Genomic DNA, 14,736 nt, shown 5'->3' with positions numbered 1-14,736 from the left:
TCCGTCTCCGATGGATTTTCGACGTTTGACCGGCGTTTGAGGTTTGCCGGAATGCGTCGAACTGATTACCATTCTTTACGGCGACAGTTTAGGAACATACCGGCGGGGTGGAAAGCCATGTTTTTCAAAACGAAGAACTTAGTCACGACAACTATCGCTCTTGGCGCATTTGTTTCTGTTCTTTCGTTCGCTGCCGTGTCGCAGGAACAGGCGGCTCCCGCAAATTCCGAATCATCCGAGATCGAGGAAATCGAAAAGGCGCTTGCGCCCTATGTGATGCCCGAGTCCGGACCGTTCCGCCCCGATCAGATCGAGATCGCCAACAAGGCCGCGATAGCCGCCTGGGCGCGCTCGGCTCATGCGGATGCGCGTTCAGAGTCTTTCTCGCACTGGAACGAAGACGGGGCCATCCCGCCAAATTGCGCGACCTGCCATTCGGGCGAAGGGTTCCGCGCCTTTCACGGTCTTGATGGAAGCGCACCCGGCCTGCCGGAAAACCCCATCCCCACGGGCGGCGTTGTGGACTGCGAAACCTGCCACAATCCGGGTCTTTCCGCGATCAAGGAAGTCAAGCTTCCAAGCGGTCTGTCGCATCCAGTCGCGCCGGGCGAAGCCTCCTGCATCACCTGCCATCAGGGCCGCGCGGCTGGCGTCACCGTTGCCACTGCGGTGGGCGAAAAGGATGAGGACACGCCGGACAAGGAACTGCGTTTCATCAACCCGCATTACGCAGTGGCTGCGTCCATGTGGCTCGGCGGCTACGCCGCATCGGGCTATCACTATCCGGGGAAGGAATATTCCGGCCGCTTCTTCCATGCACGTCCGGTTTCCACCTGCGTCTCCTGCCATGAGCCGCACACGCTGGAAGTGTCGGAACAGACCTGCATGACCTGCCATGAAAACGCGGCTCTGGACGATATTCGCCTGTCGCGCGCGAGTTTCGATGGCAGCGGCGATGTTAAAAAAGGCATCCGCGCCGACATCGCAGCCAATGCCGACCGGCTGAAGGGCCTGATGACCGCCTACGCAGCCGAAGTCGCCGGCGCGCCGATGATCTATGATGGCCATCGCTATCCCTATTTCTTTGCAGACATGAACGGAGACGGGCGGATCGACGAGGCCGATGGAAGGGCGGTTGGCTATAACGCCTGGACCCCGCGTCTTTTGAAGGCCACCTATAACTGGAAATTCGTCACCGCCGACCCCGGCGCATTTGCGCACAACCCGCATTATGCGCTCGAGCTTCTCTATGATTCCATTGAGGATCTGGCCGGCGCGCTGGGGCAGGACATGACGGCCTGGAACCTTCAGCGGTAACCTAACAAGGCGGGTCTGAGGACCCGCCGCGTTCTTGACAAGCGACCGTTCCTCTTTCACGAGCTTTCCGATACGCCACCCTTCGTGGTGGCCGGCAAAGAGTTCGGAAAGGGTAGGAACATGTTCGACAGCGCTCACATCGCCGAGGCCGTTGCCTGGCGTCACGACCTGCATCGTCACCCGGAATTGGGGTTTCAGGAAGAGCGCACGTCGAAACTGATTGCCGGGTTGTTGCAGGGCTGGGGCTGGCAGGTGCACACCGGTCTGGCTGAGACCGGCGTGGTTGCGCGGCTCGGCGAAGGCGGGCCTTCGATCGGCCTGCGCGCCGATATCGACGCCCTGCCAATTGAGGAAGCCACGGGCCTCGAATACGCTTCGACCCATCCGGGAAAAATGCATGCCTGCGGGCATGACGGCCACACCGCCATGCTGCTTCTGGCTGCACGCCAGATCGCAGCCGAGGGCGTGAAGGACGGAAACGTCACGCTGATTTTCCAGCCGGCGGAGGAAAATGACGGCGGTGCGCGGGTGATGATCGAGGAGGGGCTTTTTGGCAAATTCCCCTGCGACACGGTGTTCGGCATACACAACTGGCCGGGTCTTGCGCCCGGTCGGCTGGTCGCCCGCGACAGCGAGATGATGGCCGCATTCGCCATCTTCGAAATCGTGATCGAGGGGCGCGGTGGTCACGCCGCCATGCCAGAGCAGAGCGACGGTGTGGTGGCTGCGGCAGCGCGGATGGCGGCGGCTCTTCAGGAATTGCCTGCACGCCGCCTGTCGCCGCTGGTGCCGGGCGTTGTGTCGGTAACGCAGATCCACACCGGTTCCGCCTTCAATGTCTGCCCGGACCGTGCGATTGTCAGCGGCACGGCCCGCTGGTTCCAGCCGGAGGCCGGTGACGAGATCGAAAAGCGGCTGGGCGAAGTGGTGCAGGGCGTTGCCGCCGCCCATGGCTGCCGCGCCCGCGTCGATTACCAGCGGCGTTATCCCGCGACGATCAACAGCGCCGCCGAGGCGGCTCTCGTGCGCCGCGTCGGGGACACGATGGGGCTCGATACGGGCGAGACCGGGCCGAGCATGGCGTCCGAGGATTTCGCTTTCATGCTCAACGAGAAGCCGGGTGCCTATATCTGGCTGGGCGCTGCGCGCGAGGGCGACAATCCCGGCCTGCACTCGCCCCATTTCAACTTCAATGATGACGTGCTGCCGACCGGCTCGGAATTCTGGGTGCGGCTCGTGCGGCAGGCGCTGGCCGCCTGATGGACGCGCTGGACAGCCGTTTCCTGCGCGAATTTCTGGTCGTCGCCCGTGAGGGTTCGATCCGTCGCGCAGCCGAACGGCTGAACATCGCGCCCTCGGCGATCAGCCGCAAGCTGGCCGAGGTGGAGGCGCGGCTGGGCGTGGCGCTGGTGGCGCGCAGCGCACAGGGCATCACGCTCACGGATGCCGGGCGTCTGGTGCGCGAACATGCGCTGGTGCAGCAGGATGAACAGACCTTTCTGCTCGATCAGATTGGCAAGTTTCGCGAGGCCGGCGGTCAGGTGGTGCGGATCGCGGTTGGCGAAGGCTTCGCCGCCGATCTCATGCAGAACGGCCTGGCCCCGCTTGGCGCACGTCACCCGCATCTGCGTTTCCGCATCGACCTTGCCGGAACCGAAGAGATCCAGCGCCGCGTGGTCGAGGGCGAGGTTGATCTGGGCATTGCCTACAATCCCGTGCCGACCGAGGCCACGCGCTCCGTCGCCTTTGCGCGTCAACCACTCTGCGCTGTCGTGCCCGTCGGCTCGCCGCTGGCGGCGCGCGAACACATCCCGCTGGCCGAGATGCTTGCCGAGCCTCTGGCCATGCTCGATGCGCGTCACGGCATCCGCACGCTGGTCGCGCGCGCGGCAAGCGATCTGGGGCTGGCGCTGCGTCCGCAGGTGGAAACCTCCTCCATCGCGGCGCTGATTCGCTATGTGGGCGCAGGCATGGGCGGCACATTTCTGCCCCGCTTTTCCGCCTCCATTCAGGCCGAGCGCGGCGAGGTCGCCATTGTCGATCTTGATGAAGAGAGCCTTCAGCATGTCAGCGCGCATCTGATGGTGCGCGCCCGCCGGCGACTGCCGCAATCGGCAGCTGTGACCGTCGATTATCTGGCTGCGCACATGGTCGCCTTTCGCGATTAGATCGCCGTTCAGTGTTGCGATAATCGCAACACAACGTGCCTGTTTACGGGGCTACTCAACAACACGCTGTCACCGCAATGTCATGAAAGCCAAGTGAAACGGGAGGTATCATGACGCAGTCGGTCGGTGTGATCGGTCTTGGAGCAATGGGAATGGGCATGGCCCGGTCCCTGTCCGCCGCAGGCTTTTCAGTTGCAGCCTATGATCTTTCCGCAGAAGCCATGGCCCGCGCTGCCGAAACCGGCATCGTCACCCATGAGACGCCCGCAGCGGTGATCGCGGCAAGCGACGCCATCGTGCTTTCGCTGCCTCTGGCGAGCCATGTCGAGGCGACCGTCGAGGCGGGGCTGGCGGCAGGCGCATTCAGCGAGCCGAAAATCATCATCGATACGTCCACCTCCGAGGCGGCGGTGAGCCGCCGGCTTGCCACAAGGCTTGCAGACCTCGGCCATGGCTTTCTCGATGCACCGGTGAGCGGTGGTCCCCAGGGAGCAGCAAGCGGCGCATTGTCCGTGATGCTCGGGGGCGATGAACAATGGGTCGCCAGGGCGCAGCCGGTTCTGGATGCGATTGCCGCCAAGGTGATCCATGTCGGGCCGAGCGGCGCCGGCAACATCGCCAAGCTCGTGAACAACATGCTGGTCGCCTGTCACATGCTGACCACGGCTGAAGGCCTGCGCCTTGCCGAAGCTTCCGGCCTGCCGGCGGAAGACGCGATGCGCGTCATCAACAGCGCCACGGGCCGCAGCGCGCTGAGCGAGATCCATTTCCCCAACTGGGTTCTGAGCGGCAGCTTCGACAGCGGTTTCTCCGCCGGGCTGATGCGCAAGGATGTGCGGCTGGCGCTCGAACTGGCGCAGGAAAGCGGTTGTGCCATGCCCGTGTCGGAACTGGTCGCCAGCCTCTGGTCCGAGGAGAATTCGGGCGTTTCCGACAATCAGGATTTCATGCTGCTTGGCCGCGTTGAGGCCGGGACGAAAGAGAAGACGAATGGCTGACGACATGATCCCCGCAACCGATACGCGCGCCGAAGTCGCACACTTGCTGACCGGGCTTCTGGGCAGCGCCGACGTGCAAAACCACGTGGGCGGGCAGCTGATGCCGGGCGACGGCGAAACGCTGGCGCTCACCGACCCCGCGACCGGCCGGATTTTCGCCGAGTTCCCGGATGCCGGTGCGGCGGTTGTCGATGCCGCCGCCGAGGCGGCCATCGCGGCGCAGCGCGAATGGTGGGGCAAGACGGCCTCCGAGCGCGGGCGCATCATGTTCGAGATTGCGCGCCAGATTCGTGCGCATGCCGAGCCGCTTTCACGCCTTGAAGCGATTTCCGCCGGGCGACCGATCCGCGATGCAGCCGGTGAGCCAGCCCGCATGGCCGAGATGTTCGAATATTACGCGGGCTGGTGCGACAAGATCACCGGCGATGTAATCCCCGTGCCTTCGAGCCATCTGAATTACACCCGTCACGAACCCATCGGCGTCGTGACGCAGATCACCCCCTGGAATGCTCCGCTCTTCACCTGCTGCTGGCAGGTTGCACCGGCGATCTGCGCCGGCAATGCGGTCATGCTGAAACCTTCCGAGCTGACGCCGCTCAGCTCGCTCGTCATCGCCGCGCTGTGCGTGAAGGCCGGCGCGCCGAAGGGGCTTGTCAACGTGATTGCGGGGCAGGGGCCGACCGCAGGCCAGAAGATGATCGAGCATCCGGCAACGGGTCTGGTGGTCTTTGTCGGCTCGGCCACGGGCGGCGCAGCCATTGCGTCCGCTGCCGCGCGCCGTCTCATACCGTCCATCCTGGAACTGGGCGGCAAGTCCGCCAACATCGTCTTCGGCGATGCGGATATCGACCGTGCCGTGGTCGGCGCGCAGGCGGCAATCTTCGCTGCGTGCGGCCAGAGCTGCGTGGCCGGCTCGCGCCTTCTGGTGCATCGCAGCGTCCATGCCGAGCTCGTCGGCAAGCTGGCGGAAGCGAGCGCGCGCATCCCGGTCGGCATGCCGCTCGACATGGCAACGCAGATCGGCCCGGTCAACAATGCCCGCCAGTGGGACAAGGTCGATAGCATGGTGCGCAATGCCGTTTCCGAAGGCGCGCAGCTGGCCACCGGTGGCGGCAGGCCGGAAGCCCTCGGAGAGAGCGGCGGCTTCTTCTACGCTCCGACGATCCTGGACGGCGTGTCCCGCGACATGGAAATCGCGCGTGAAGAGGTGTTCGGACCCGTCCTCTCCGTTCTCTCCTTCGACGACGAAGAAGAGGCTGTGGCGCTCGCCAACGACACGCCATACGGGCTCGCAGGCGCAGTCTGGACGCGCGATGTGGGGCGTGCGCACCGGGTTGCGGCGAAAGTTCGCGCTGGTACATTCTGGATCAACAGCTACAAGACCATCAACGTCATGTCGCCCTTCGGCGGCTTTGGCCAGTCGGGCTACGGGCGCTCTTCCGGTCGGGAAGCGCTCGCCGCTTACACGACAACGAAATCTGTCTGGGTCGAAACCGCAGCCGACCCGACCATCGGCTTCGGTTACGCGCCGGGCTGAATCGTATGGGCGGCCCCCTCGGGCCGCCTTTTGTTCCATCCGGGGCCGCAGAAAGAACGGCCCCCGGATCATGAGAGGGGATCTCTATGGAGAAGACGAAAGATATTCTTTTCGACTGGCGCCTTCATTTGAGCGTGCTGGTCATCACCGTCATTGCGGAGGCCGTCGGTGTCATCGCAGTGCCCATTGGCATCGGCTCGATCCTGCTTCTGCCGCTGCTCTACGCCTTCGTGATGGGTCTGATTCTCAACCCCAATGTGATCAGCAAGATGAAGGGCTGGATGGGGCAGCGCGAGGTTCGCGCAGCATCACCGCTGATCGTGATCGCGATCATGCCATTCATCGCCAAATTCGGCACGATCATCGGACCGTCGATGGAGAAGATCATCGCCGCCGGTCCGGCGCTGATCCTGCAGGAGCTGGGCAATCTGGGCACCATTCTGCTCGCCTTCCCGATCGCCGTTCTGCTGCTCGGCATGGGGCGCGAAGCGGTTGGCGCAACCTTCTCCGTCGCGCGTGAGCCGAACATCGCGATCATCGCCGACAAATACGGCCTGAAGTCCCCCGAAGGCGCGGGCGTCATGGGCGTCTATGTGATCGGAACGCTGTTCGGCACCTTCATCTTTGCCATTCTGGCTTCGCTTCTGGCGACTTCGGGCTGGTTCAGCATCGAAGCGCTGGCCATGGCCTGCGGCATCGGCTCCGGCTCCATGATGGCCGCCTGTTCCGGCGCGCTGACCCATGCCGTGCCGGCAATGGAGGAGCAGATCCTCGCTCTGGCCGGGGCCAGCAACGTGCTGACCTACGCAACCGGTCTTTACCTCTGCATCTTCGTCGCCCTGCCGGTGACCGAGAAGCTTTATGACCTTCTGGGCCGCAAAGAGCCCGCCACCAACAACGCCGGAGAATGATCATGAGCACTGCTGAACTCCCCGTTGATTACGAAGCCGAGGCGAAGCCGGATCTGGCAGAACACGCTGTTCTGCTGCTCGTTGTTTCCCTTGTTGCGCTGGTGGGCAACACGGTCGCGACAGACGCAACCGTCCTGCAGGGGCTGGCCGGACTGGCCGTCCTTTACGTGATTGCGATGGTGGGCCTCGTCCTGACCTATGTGGTGCCGCTCAAGCTGCCATCCGTTGCGTGGATCTCGCTCGTCGGCATTCTGGTGACCCTGCCATGGACACCGGGCAGCGCCTGGGTGCTCGACAAGGTGAGCCATGTGAACTTCCTCACGCTGGCCACGCCCTGCCTGGCCTATGCCGGTATCGCCATCACCAACCGCGAAATCAGCATCGCCAAGTCGTCCGGCTGGAAGATCTTCATCGTGGCGGTCTTCGTGATGACCGGCACCTATGTCGGGTCGGCCATCATCGCAGACCTGTTCCTTTGACCAGCGCCCTGCGGCCGATGCCCTGAGGGAAAAGCGGCCGCAGAGATGAAATTCGAAAGCGGCTTTCGAGCGCCGGAATGGCCCTCGGAAGCCGTTTTCTTTTTACCGCTCGGCATGAGCGGATGACCCCTCCTTTATTTCAATGTGATCGACGCGCTTCTCAAAGCGCGCTCCAGTCTTGCGCCGAGTCTCACGGAGAGGCGTTTCGATCATTTCGTTTGACGGCATTTTTAAAACAACTTAATAAGTTCGGTAACAGAACGAACTAAAAGAAGACGCCGTGAACGAAGCTCCGCGCATCTCCCGTCAATTCTCCCTCTGCATGGTCATGGAGGCGATCGTTCATTGCGGTCCGATCTCCCGCGCCAGCATCGCCAAGCAGACCGGTCTCTCCAAACAGACGATTTCCGAGATCGCCCGTCAGCTCGAGGAAGATGGCTGGATACGCGAGACGGGGCGCACCACGGGGCATGTCGGGCGCAGCGCGGTCACATATGAGATCGTTCCGGATGCGGCCTGCATCGCAACCGTCGATCTGGGCGGCACCAAAGTGCGTGCGGCCATTGCCGACCTGTCGTGCCAGGTGCTCGCGGAAGTGACGGAACCGACCGATGAACGCGGCGGCATTCATGTGATCCGCCAGATGGCGCGTCTCTGCCGCGAGGCCGCCGATCTCAACAACATCGCTTACGAAAAAATGCGCATGGCCGTGGTCGGCGTCCCGGGCGCTCCCGATCAGGAAAAAGGGCGCATCGCGATGTCGCCCAATGTGACGGGCTTCGACACACTTGATGTCAGAGCGACGCTTGCAGGCGAACTCGGCGTCGAGGTTATTCTGGAGAACGACGTCAATCTCGCAGCCATTGGCGAGCACTGGATCGGCAGCGTCGCCGGCGTCGATGATCTTGCCTATATCGCGATCGGCACGGGCATTGGCGCAGGCCTCATGGTCGGTGGCGAACTGGTGCGCGGTTTCGGAAACGCAGCCGGCGAGCTTGGCTTCCTGCCCTTTGGCACCGACCCGTTCGAGGCGGAATCGCTGCAGGTCGGCGCTCTGGAACGTGTGACCGCAACGGTCGGCATTCGCAGGCGCTACAAGGAATTGTCCGGCACTGAACTCGACGTTCCCGGCATTTTCGATGCCCTGCAGGCGGGTGACGCGCACGCCGTACAGGTGCTCGACGAGACCGCCCGCTATGTGGCGCGCGCGGTGGCGGCAATCTGTGCCATCACCAATCCGGGCAAGGTCGTTCTCGGCGGCTCCATTGGCAGCCGCATGGAGCTTGTCGAACGTGTGCGCGAACTTCTGCCGCTGTGCTTCCCGTCTCCGGTGGAGCTCGATGTTTCCGAGCTGGGCGCGCGCGTTGCCATCGTTGGCGGCGCAGCCGTCGGGCTGACGCATCTTCACGCCACGCTTTTCTCCGGAGGCATCCCCGGCGCGGAAATCACGCTGCCGCCGGCCCGCGTTGTGAAACTGGTGGAGGCAGCGCAATGACAGGCGGCAACACGCTTCAGGAGAGGCTGAAGAGCGCTCTGGACGCCGATGCGGCGGTGGCGCTGCTCAAAGGCGCGATCGCACGCGAGAGCGTGACCGGCAACGAGGCGAACTTCGTGTCCTACCTTCAGGAGCAGATGCAGACGCTCGGTCTTGCACCGCAATCTGCCGACTTTCTTCCCGGTCGCCCGAATGTATGGGGCGCGCGCAAGGGCCACGGCGAAGGTCCACGCCTTCTCTTCATCGGGCACACGGACACGGTTCACGTGCGCGGCTGGGCCGAACACTGGAAAGGCACCGAGCGCGAAGACCCGTTTTCGGGCGCCGTCATCGATGGTGAGATCTGGGGCAGGGGCTCCGGCGACCTGAAGGCCGGCATCACCGCTTCGCTTTCGGCCCTCGCACTTCTCGACCGCGCCGGCATCAAGCTCAAAGGCGATGTCGCCTACGCCTTTGTCGGCGACGAGGAAAGCGGTGAGCCCGACACGGGCGTGAGCGCCGGCATCAAGGATCTGACGCAGCGTTTTGAAAGCGGTGAGATCGAGAAGCCGGATTTCGCTGTCTATGTCGAGCCGACACAGCTTTCCATCTTTCCCGCCCAAATGGGCTTTTTCATCGCGGATGTGACGATCACCGGCAAATCGGCCTATTTCGGCGTGCCCGAAGAAGGCGTCGATGCGCTGAAGGCCACGCATCGGGTTCTCGAAGCAATCTGGCGGCACTCCGACGCCATTGGCGCGCGCGCCAGCCATCCGCTCGTCGGCCGGGCCTTCGCTCTCGTAACGGGCATCGAAGGCGGCGGTTACATCGCGGTTCCGGGCGAATGCCGCTTCTCGCTGATCCGCAAGCTTCTGCCCGGCGAGGCGCTGGACGATGCCGTCGGTGAACTCGAAAGCGTGATCAACGAAGCGATTTCCGGCACCGGCACCACCGTGGCGATCAACTATCCCGCCGGGCGTGACCATCCCCATGGCGGCTCGCCCACCGAGGTCGATCCCGAGCGGGCCGACATACAGGCGCTTGCCGCTTCGATGAACGGTGCGCTTCCCGGGCGCGGCGCGATTGCGGGCGCGCCTTACTGGTCGGAAGCGCCGTTCCTGATCGAGCGGCTCGGCTGTCCAACGGTCTATTGCGCGCCGGGCGACATCACGAATTGCCACACTTTCGAAGAGCGGGTGAGCGTGGAGGAATACCTCGCCGGCATCGTCGGGTTCGCCAGTTTCATCGCCGGCTATTGCGGCACTCAAAACGCATAAACGCCCAAAAGGGCAAAGCAAAGGGGAAGAGGAGAACACAATGTCTATCGTCAATCTGCTTCGCGCAGCATCTTTGTCTGCGCTACTCGCTGCCGGTGCGGCTCACGCACAGACCGTTGGCCCGCAGGGCGAAACCGCCACGCCGTCCGGTGAGATATCCGTGCCCGACGACAGGGTGGATGCACTCAAGAACGGCAAGCATCGCGCGGCCCTTCTCTGGCACGACCAGTCCGATTTCGTGAACGCCGTCACCGCCGGCGCAAGCGATGAGTTCGCGCGACTCGGCATCGAAGTCGTCGCCACCACCAGCGCCGGTTTCGACGCAGCCAAGCAGCGCAGCGACATCGAGACCGCCATGGTCAAGTCGCCCGACATCATCCTGTCCCTGCCGCTCGATCCCGTAACCTCGGCAGCCGCATTCGAAGAAGCGAAGGAAAAGGGCGTAAAGCTCGTTTTCCTGTCGAACCTGCCGAAGGACTATGTGCACGGCACGGACTATGCGGCGGTCGTGACGGACGATCTGTTCCAAATGGGCAAACAGGCTGCCGACGCGCTGGCAAAGGCGATGGACAGCAAGGGCACGGTCGGCTGGATCTACCATGATGCCGATTACTACGTGACCAACCAGCGCGACAACGCATTCAAGACCACCATCGAGAACGACTATCCGGATATGAAGATCGTTGCCGAACAGGGCATCAGCGACCCTGCGCGCGCCGAGGAAATCGCCAACGCGATGCTGCTGAAAAACCCGGATCTGGGCGGCGTTTTCGTCACCTGGGCAGGGCCGGCCGAGGGTGTTCTCGCGGCGTTGCGCGCCAATGGCAACAAAACCACCAAGATTGTCACGCTCGACCTGAGCGAGCCCGTGGCGCTCGACATGGTGCGCGGCGGCAATGTCACGGCCATCGTTGCGGACGAAGCCTATGAGCTTGGCCGCGCCATGGCTGCGACCGGCGCGCTTGCCATTCTGGGCGAGGAAACGCCCGCCTTCATCGTCGCACCCGCCGTCACCGCGACCGCCGACAATGTGGGTGAGGCCTGGCAGCAGTCGCTGCACGTCGATGCGCCGAAAAGCGTGATGCAGGCCGGAAAATAGGATCAGCGGGCCAATGGTCGGGGGGCCGGCCCGCACAGAGCATCGGACCGAGAAGTCGAGCCCCGTTTTCGGTTCGATGCTCCATTCAAAAGCCCGGATCGGCCTTTGTGCGTCCCAATGGACGCAGCGATCCGGAATCTCGCCGAAATCTCGGAGGAAATGAAATGAAACTCAGGGCTTTGCTTGCCGCGATGCCGCTTCTCGCAACCAGTGCGACGATGGCCTTTGCCGAACAGCCAAAGACTGTCGGCCCGAACGGTGAAGCGCCGACGCCGGCCGCCTCGCTCACACTGAGCGACGCGGACATCGAGACCATCAAGTCCGGTGGCCACACGGCGGCGCTCGTCTGGCACGAGCTTTATGACTGGTCCAACGCCGTTGCCCAGGGTGCGAAGGATGAGTTCGCCCGGCTTGGCATCGAGATCGTTGCCGAAACCGATGCCGGGTTCGACACGGCCCGTCAGAAGGCCGATGTCGAGACGGTGATGGCCCGCGAACCGTCGATCATCGTGTCGCTGCCCATCGATCCACCGACGGCGAAATCGGTCTACGGTGTCGCGCGCGATGCCGGTGTCCAGCTCGTGTTCATCGACAATGCGGTTGAGGGCTTCACCCATGGTGAGGACTACACCACCGTGGTGTCGGCCGACCTCTTCCAGATCGGCAACAAGGCCGCAATCGCCCTTGCCGAAGCCATGGGTGGCAAGGGCAAGGTCGGCTACATGTTCCATGATGCGGATTTCCCGGTCACGAACCAGCGCGATGGCGCGTTCAAATGGACCATCGAGAACGATTATCCGGAAATCGAGATCGTCATCGAGTCCGGCATGACGGACCCGGCAAACGCCGAGAACATCGCAAGCGCGATGCTCTCCCGCAATCCCGATCTCGACGGCATCTACACGCCCTGGGCCGAGCCCGCTCTTGGTGTTCTGTCCGTTCTTCGCCAGCAGTCCAATGACCACACGAGAGTGGTCACGATCGACCTGAACGAACCGGCTGCGCTCGACATGCTGAAGGGCGGCAACATCGCGGCGATTGTTGCCGATGAAGCCTACCAGATCGGCGTCACGGCGGCGCGTGCGGCGGCCGCTGGCCTTCTCGACAAGCCGGTAGAGCCGTTCCTCGTCGTGGATGCGCTCAGCGTCGGCTCCGACAATGTCGTCGATGGCTGGATGCAGTCCATGAACCGGCAGCCCCCGGAAACGGTCAAGGCAGCCGCCCGGTAATCGTCCCGGCAGGCCGTTTCGGCGGCCTGCCAGTCAGCACAGTTTTCAGAGACATCACATGTTCCAGCGCACTCCCGCGATTGCCAGAAAGTTCGATCTGCAAGGCAGTGTCATCTATCTGGGTTTCATTGCGATCTTCCTCTTCTTCGCGGTCACGCTTGCAGATGACGGCTTCCTGACAACCAGGAACCTCTCGAACATCGTGCTTCAGACCGCGCCCGCGACGATCATGGCCATCGGCCTCGTCTTCGCGCTGTCGGCAGGCGAGATCGATCTTTCCTTCGGCTCCATCGTTGCCGTTGCCGCACTTTCCGGCGCCGTGGTGATGCAGGAGCACTCCATGTTCCTTGGCATTCTTGCCGGGCTGGGAGCCGGTCTCGCCATCGGCTGGATCAACGGAGTTCTGGTGGCCTATCTGCGCCTGCCATCCTTCCTGGTGACACTGGCGACCATGGGCCTGTTTGCCGGCGTTGCACGCTCCATGACGGATCTGCGCTCCATTCCCGTGCTCAACGACACGTTTGCAGGCTTTTTCGGCTCAGGAACGCTCTTCGGCATTCCGTCGCTTGTTCTGTGGACACTCGGCGCAGTGATCGTGGGCCATCTGGTCTATCGCGAAAGCCGTTTCGGCGCGCATGTGATCGCGACCGGCGACAATCCGCGCGCCGCACAGGTCTCCGGCATCAAGGTGCCGCGCATCCGGCTTGCGGTTCTGATGATCAGCGGCGGCTGCGCCGGCCTTGCCGGCCTCCTTTACGCAGGGCGGCTTCAGGCAGCCAAATACACGCTTGGAGAAAGCGATCTCATGACGGTGATCGCGGCCGTGATCGTCGGCGGAACCGCGCTCAATGGCGGCAAGGGGTCGATCATCGGCGCTCTCGTCGGCTCGCTTCTGATGGGCATGCTCAACAATGGGCTCATTCTGATGGGGCTTGCGGTTTCCGATCAGATGATCGTGCGTGGACTGATCATCCTCCTGGCCGTCGCCATTTCCCTGCGGGACACGACCCGCGCCTGACCCGAATTTCTGGAGAGATCTCATGTTTCTCGATGTTCTGAGACGCCGCAACCCGGCCTTCATCGAAGCGGCCATCCGCCTCCATCAGGAAGGCAGGATTCCTGCCAATGCCTATGTTCTCGATCTCGATGCGGTCGAGGAGAACGCCCGTCACTTCCGCGCAGCCGCCGACAGGCACAGCCTCAAGGTCTTCGCGATGACCAAGCAGGTTGGCCGCAACAGCGGCTTCTGCAAGGCAGTCATGCGCGGCGGCATTGACCGCGCCGTGGCGGTCGATATGGCATGCGCCGTCGCCTGCAACCGCGCCGGTCTGAAAACCGGGCATCTGGGCCACCTCGTTCAGGTGCCGCGTCACGAGGCTCCCATGGCCGCCTCCCATCTCGCCCCCGATTACTGGACGGTTTTCAGCCGCGAGAAGGCGCAGGAAGCAGCACAGGCGGCAAAGCGTGCCGGGCGCACGCAGTCGCTCCTTGCGCGCATCCACACGCAGAAAGACACGTTCTATCGCGGACATGAGGGTGGTTTCCCGGCAGAGGAAATTGCCGAAGTGGCCGCGATGATGGATGCGCTCGACGGTGCGCAATTCGCCGGTCTCACCACGTTTCCCGCACTCCTTTACGATCAGGAGAAGAAGAAGGTTCTGCCCACACACAACCTCACCACGCTGGCGCGTGCGGCTGAAGCTCTGGCAAAGGCCGGACGCAGCGGCATCGAGGTCAATGCGCCGGGCACCACCTCGTCCATCGTTCTGGACATTCTCGCCGAGGCCGGGGCCACGCAATGTGAGCCGGGCAATGGCCTGCACGGCACCACGCCGCTGCATGCAATCGAGGATCTGCCCGAGCAGCCCGCCGTACTCTACCTCTCCGAGGTTTCGCATCTGCACCAGCAGCGGGCTTACTGTTTCGGCGGCGGTCTCTACATCGATCCGGTCTTCCCGGATTACGATGTTCAGGCAATCGTTTCCGACACCCCCACCGTCGCGCAGAACGCCATTGCGAGCGTTGAAATCCCGCCGCCCTCGGCAATCGATTATTACGGCATGATCGACACGACGGGTTCGGCGAAACCCAAGCCGGGCGACAGCGTGGTGTTTGGCTTCCGCGGTCAGGCTTTTGTCACCCGTGCCTTCACGGTCGGCGTTTCCGGCATTTCAAAGGGCGATCCAAGGGTCGAGACCATCGAAAATCCGTTTGGCGTCGTGCAGGACTGGCCGGAGCTGAGGTAAA

The 14,736-nt window shown here is 63.2% G+C and carries 13 protein-coding genes; all 13 read left to right on the top strand.

Going from position 1 to position 14,736, the window contains the following annotated elements:
• Positions 1-117: 117 nt before the first annotated feature.
• The 13 genes from ACRTG1_RS01150 to ACRTG1_RS01090 all read left to right on the top strand — a co-directional run bounded on the left by ACRTG1_RS01150 (position 118) and on the right by ACRTG1_RS01090 (position 14,735).
• Positions 118-1,317, top strand: coding sequence for a cytochrome C (locus ACRTG1_RS01150; RefSeq protein ID WP_224873602.1), 1,200 nt, complete (start codon positions 118-120; stop codon positions 1,315-1,317).
• 120 nt (positions 1,318-1,437) lie between these two features.
• The gene (locus tag ACRTG1_RS01145) at positions 1,438-2,577 is read left to right on the top strand and encodes a M20 aminoacylase family protein (RefSeq protein WP_206548592.1); all 1,140 of its coding nucleotides are present in this window, start codon (positions 1,438-1,440) and stop codon (positions 2,575-2,577) included.
• Positions 2,577-3,485, top strand: a complete 909-nt coding sequence (locus ACRTG1_RS01140) for a LysR family transcriptional regulator (protein ID WP_206548593.1) — start codon at positions 2,577-2,579, stop codon at positions 3,483-3,485. Before ACRTG1_RS01145 ends, ACRTG1_RS01140 begins: the two co-directional genes overlap by 1 nt.
• Positions 3,486-3,595: 110 nt before the next feature.
• A complete protein-coding gene (locus ACRTG1_RS01135) occupies positions 3,596-4,483 on the top strand; it encodes an NAD(P)-dependent oxidoreductase (protein ID WP_317561743.1) in 888 nt (295 codons plus the stop codon).
• Positions 4,476-6,020, top strand: a complete 1,545-nt coding sequence (locus tag ACRTG1_RS01130) for an aldehyde dehydrogenase family protein (protein WP_432515580.1) — start codon at positions 4,476-4,478, stop codon at positions 6,018-6,020. The genes ACRTG1_RS01135 and ACRTG1_RS01130 overlap by 8 nt, the downstream gene beginning before the upstream one ends.
• A gap of 86 nt (positions 6,021-6,106) precedes the next feature.
• On the top strand, positions 6,107-6,931 hold the full coding sequence (locus ACRTG1_RS01125) for a DUF3100 domain-containing protein (protein WP_113156879.1): 825 nt from the start codon (positions 6,107-6,109) through the stop codon (positions 6,929-6,931).
• A 2-nt stretch (positions 6,932-6,933) separates the two neighbouring features.
• Positions 6,934-7,410 (top strand): hypothetical protein, encoded by a 477-nt coding sequence (locus ACRTG1_RS01120; RefSeq protein ID WP_113156880.1) that lies wholly within the window; start codon positions 6,934-6,936, stop codon positions 7,408-7,410.
• 280 nt (positions 7,411-7,690) lie between these two features.
• Positions 7,691-8,905 carry an ROK family transcriptional regulator gene (locus tag ACRTG1_RS01115; RefSeq protein WP_224924848.1) on the top strand — a complete coding sequence of 405 codons (1,215 nt, stop codon included), beginning with the start codon at positions 7,691-7,693 and terminating at the stop codon, positions 8,903-8,905.
• Positions 8,902-10,161: a M20 family metallopeptidase gene (locus tag ACRTG1_RS01110; RefSeq protein WP_299935943.1), complete on the top strand. Its 1,260-nt coding sequence runs from the start codon at positions 8,902-8,904 to the stop codon at positions 10,159-10,161. The genes ACRTG1_RS01115 and ACRTG1_RS01110 overlap by 4 nt, the downstream gene beginning before the upstream one ends.
• Before the next feature lie 40 nt (positions 10,162-10,201).
• Positions 10,202-11,260 (top strand): substrate-binding domain-containing protein, encoded by a 1,059-nt coding sequence (locus ACRTG1_RS01105; RefSeq protein ID WP_206544878.1) that lies wholly within the window; start codon positions 10,202-10,204, stop codon positions 11,258-11,260.
• Between the two features lie 164 nt (positions 11,261-11,424).
• Positions 11,425-12,489, top strand: coding sequence for a substrate-binding domain-containing protein (locus ACRTG1_RS01100; RefSeq protein ID WP_432515579.1), 1,065 nt, complete (start codon positions 11,425-11,427; stop codon positions 12,487-12,489).
• 58 nt (positions 12,490-12,547) lie between these two features.
• On the top strand, positions 12,548-13,507 hold the full coding sequence (locus ACRTG1_RS01095; RefSeq protein WP_113156883.1) for an ABC transporter permease: 960 nt from the start codon (positions 12,548-12,550) through the stop codon (positions 13,505-13,507).
• Between the two features lie 22 nt (positions 13,508-13,529).
• Positions 13,530-14,735: an alanine racemase gene (locus ACRTG1_RS01090; protein ID WP_432515578.1), complete on the top strand. Its 1,206-nt coding sequence runs from the start codon at positions 13,530-13,532 to the stop codon at positions 14,733-14,735.
• Position 14,736: the final 1 nt, after the last annotated feature.

Origin of the sequence: Nitratireductor sp. PBL-C9, assembly GCF_050877045.1 — a bacterium.
Taxonomy (GTDB): domain Bacteria; phylum Pseudomonadota; class Alphaproteobacteria; order Rhizobiales; family Rhizobiaceae; genus Nitratireductor; species Nitratireductor aquimarinus.
Note: the sequence above shows the minus strand (reverse complement) of the source record. Positions and strands in the feature narration are given on the sequence as shown.

Bases quoted from the DNA above. Each gene is read 5' to 3' on its own strand.
- ACRTG1_RS01100 (WP_432515579.1), top strand. From the start codon at position 11,425: ATGAAACTCAGGGCTTTGCTTGCCGCGATGCCGCTTCTCGCAACCAGT.
- ACRTG1_RS01140 (WP_206548593.1), top strand. From the start codon at position 2,577: ATGGACGCGCTGGACAGCCGTTTCCTGCGCGAATTTCTGGTCGTCGCC.
- ACRTG1_RS01130 (WP_432515580.1), top strand. From the start codon at position 4,476: ATGGCTGACGACATGATCCCCGCAACCGATACGCGCGCCGAAGTCGCA.
- ACRTG1_RS01090 (WP_432515578.1), top strand. From the start codon at position 13,530: ATGTTTCTCGATGTTCTGAGACGCCGCAACCCGGCCTTCATCGAAGCG.
- ACRTG1_RS01150 (WP_224873602.1), top strand. From the start codon at position 118: ATGTTTTTCAAAACGAAGAACTTAGTCACGACAACTATCGCTCTTGGC.
- ACRTG1_RS01120 (WP_113156880.1), top strand. From the start codon at position 6,934: ATGAGCACTGCTGAACTCCCCGTTGATTACGAAGCCGAGGCGAAGCCG.
- ACRTG1_RS01105 (WP_206544878.1), top strand. From the start codon at position 10,202: ATGTCTATCGTCAATCTGCTTCGCGCAGCATCTTTGTCTGCGCTACTC.
- ACRTG1_RS01135 (WP_317561743.1), top strand. From the start codon at position 3,596: ATGACGCAGTCGGTCGGTGTGATCGGTCTTGGAGCAATGGGAATGGGC.
- ACRTG1_RS01095 (WP_113156883.1), top strand. From the start codon at position 12,548: ATGTTCCAGCGCACTCCCGCGATTGCCAGAAAGTTCGATCTGCAAGGC.
- ACRTG1_RS01125 (WP_113156879.1), top strand. From the start codon at position 6,107: ATGGAGAAGACGAAAGATATTCTTTTCGACTGGCGCCTTCATTTGAGC.
- ACRTG1_RS01110 (WP_299935943.1), top strand. From the start codon at position 8,902: ATGACAGGCGGCAACACGCTTCAGGAGAGGCTGAAGAGCGCTCTGGAC.
- ACRTG1_RS01145 (WP_206548592.1), top strand. From the start codon at position 1,438: ATGTTCGACAGCGCTCACATCGCCGAGGCCGTTGCCTGGCGTCACGAC.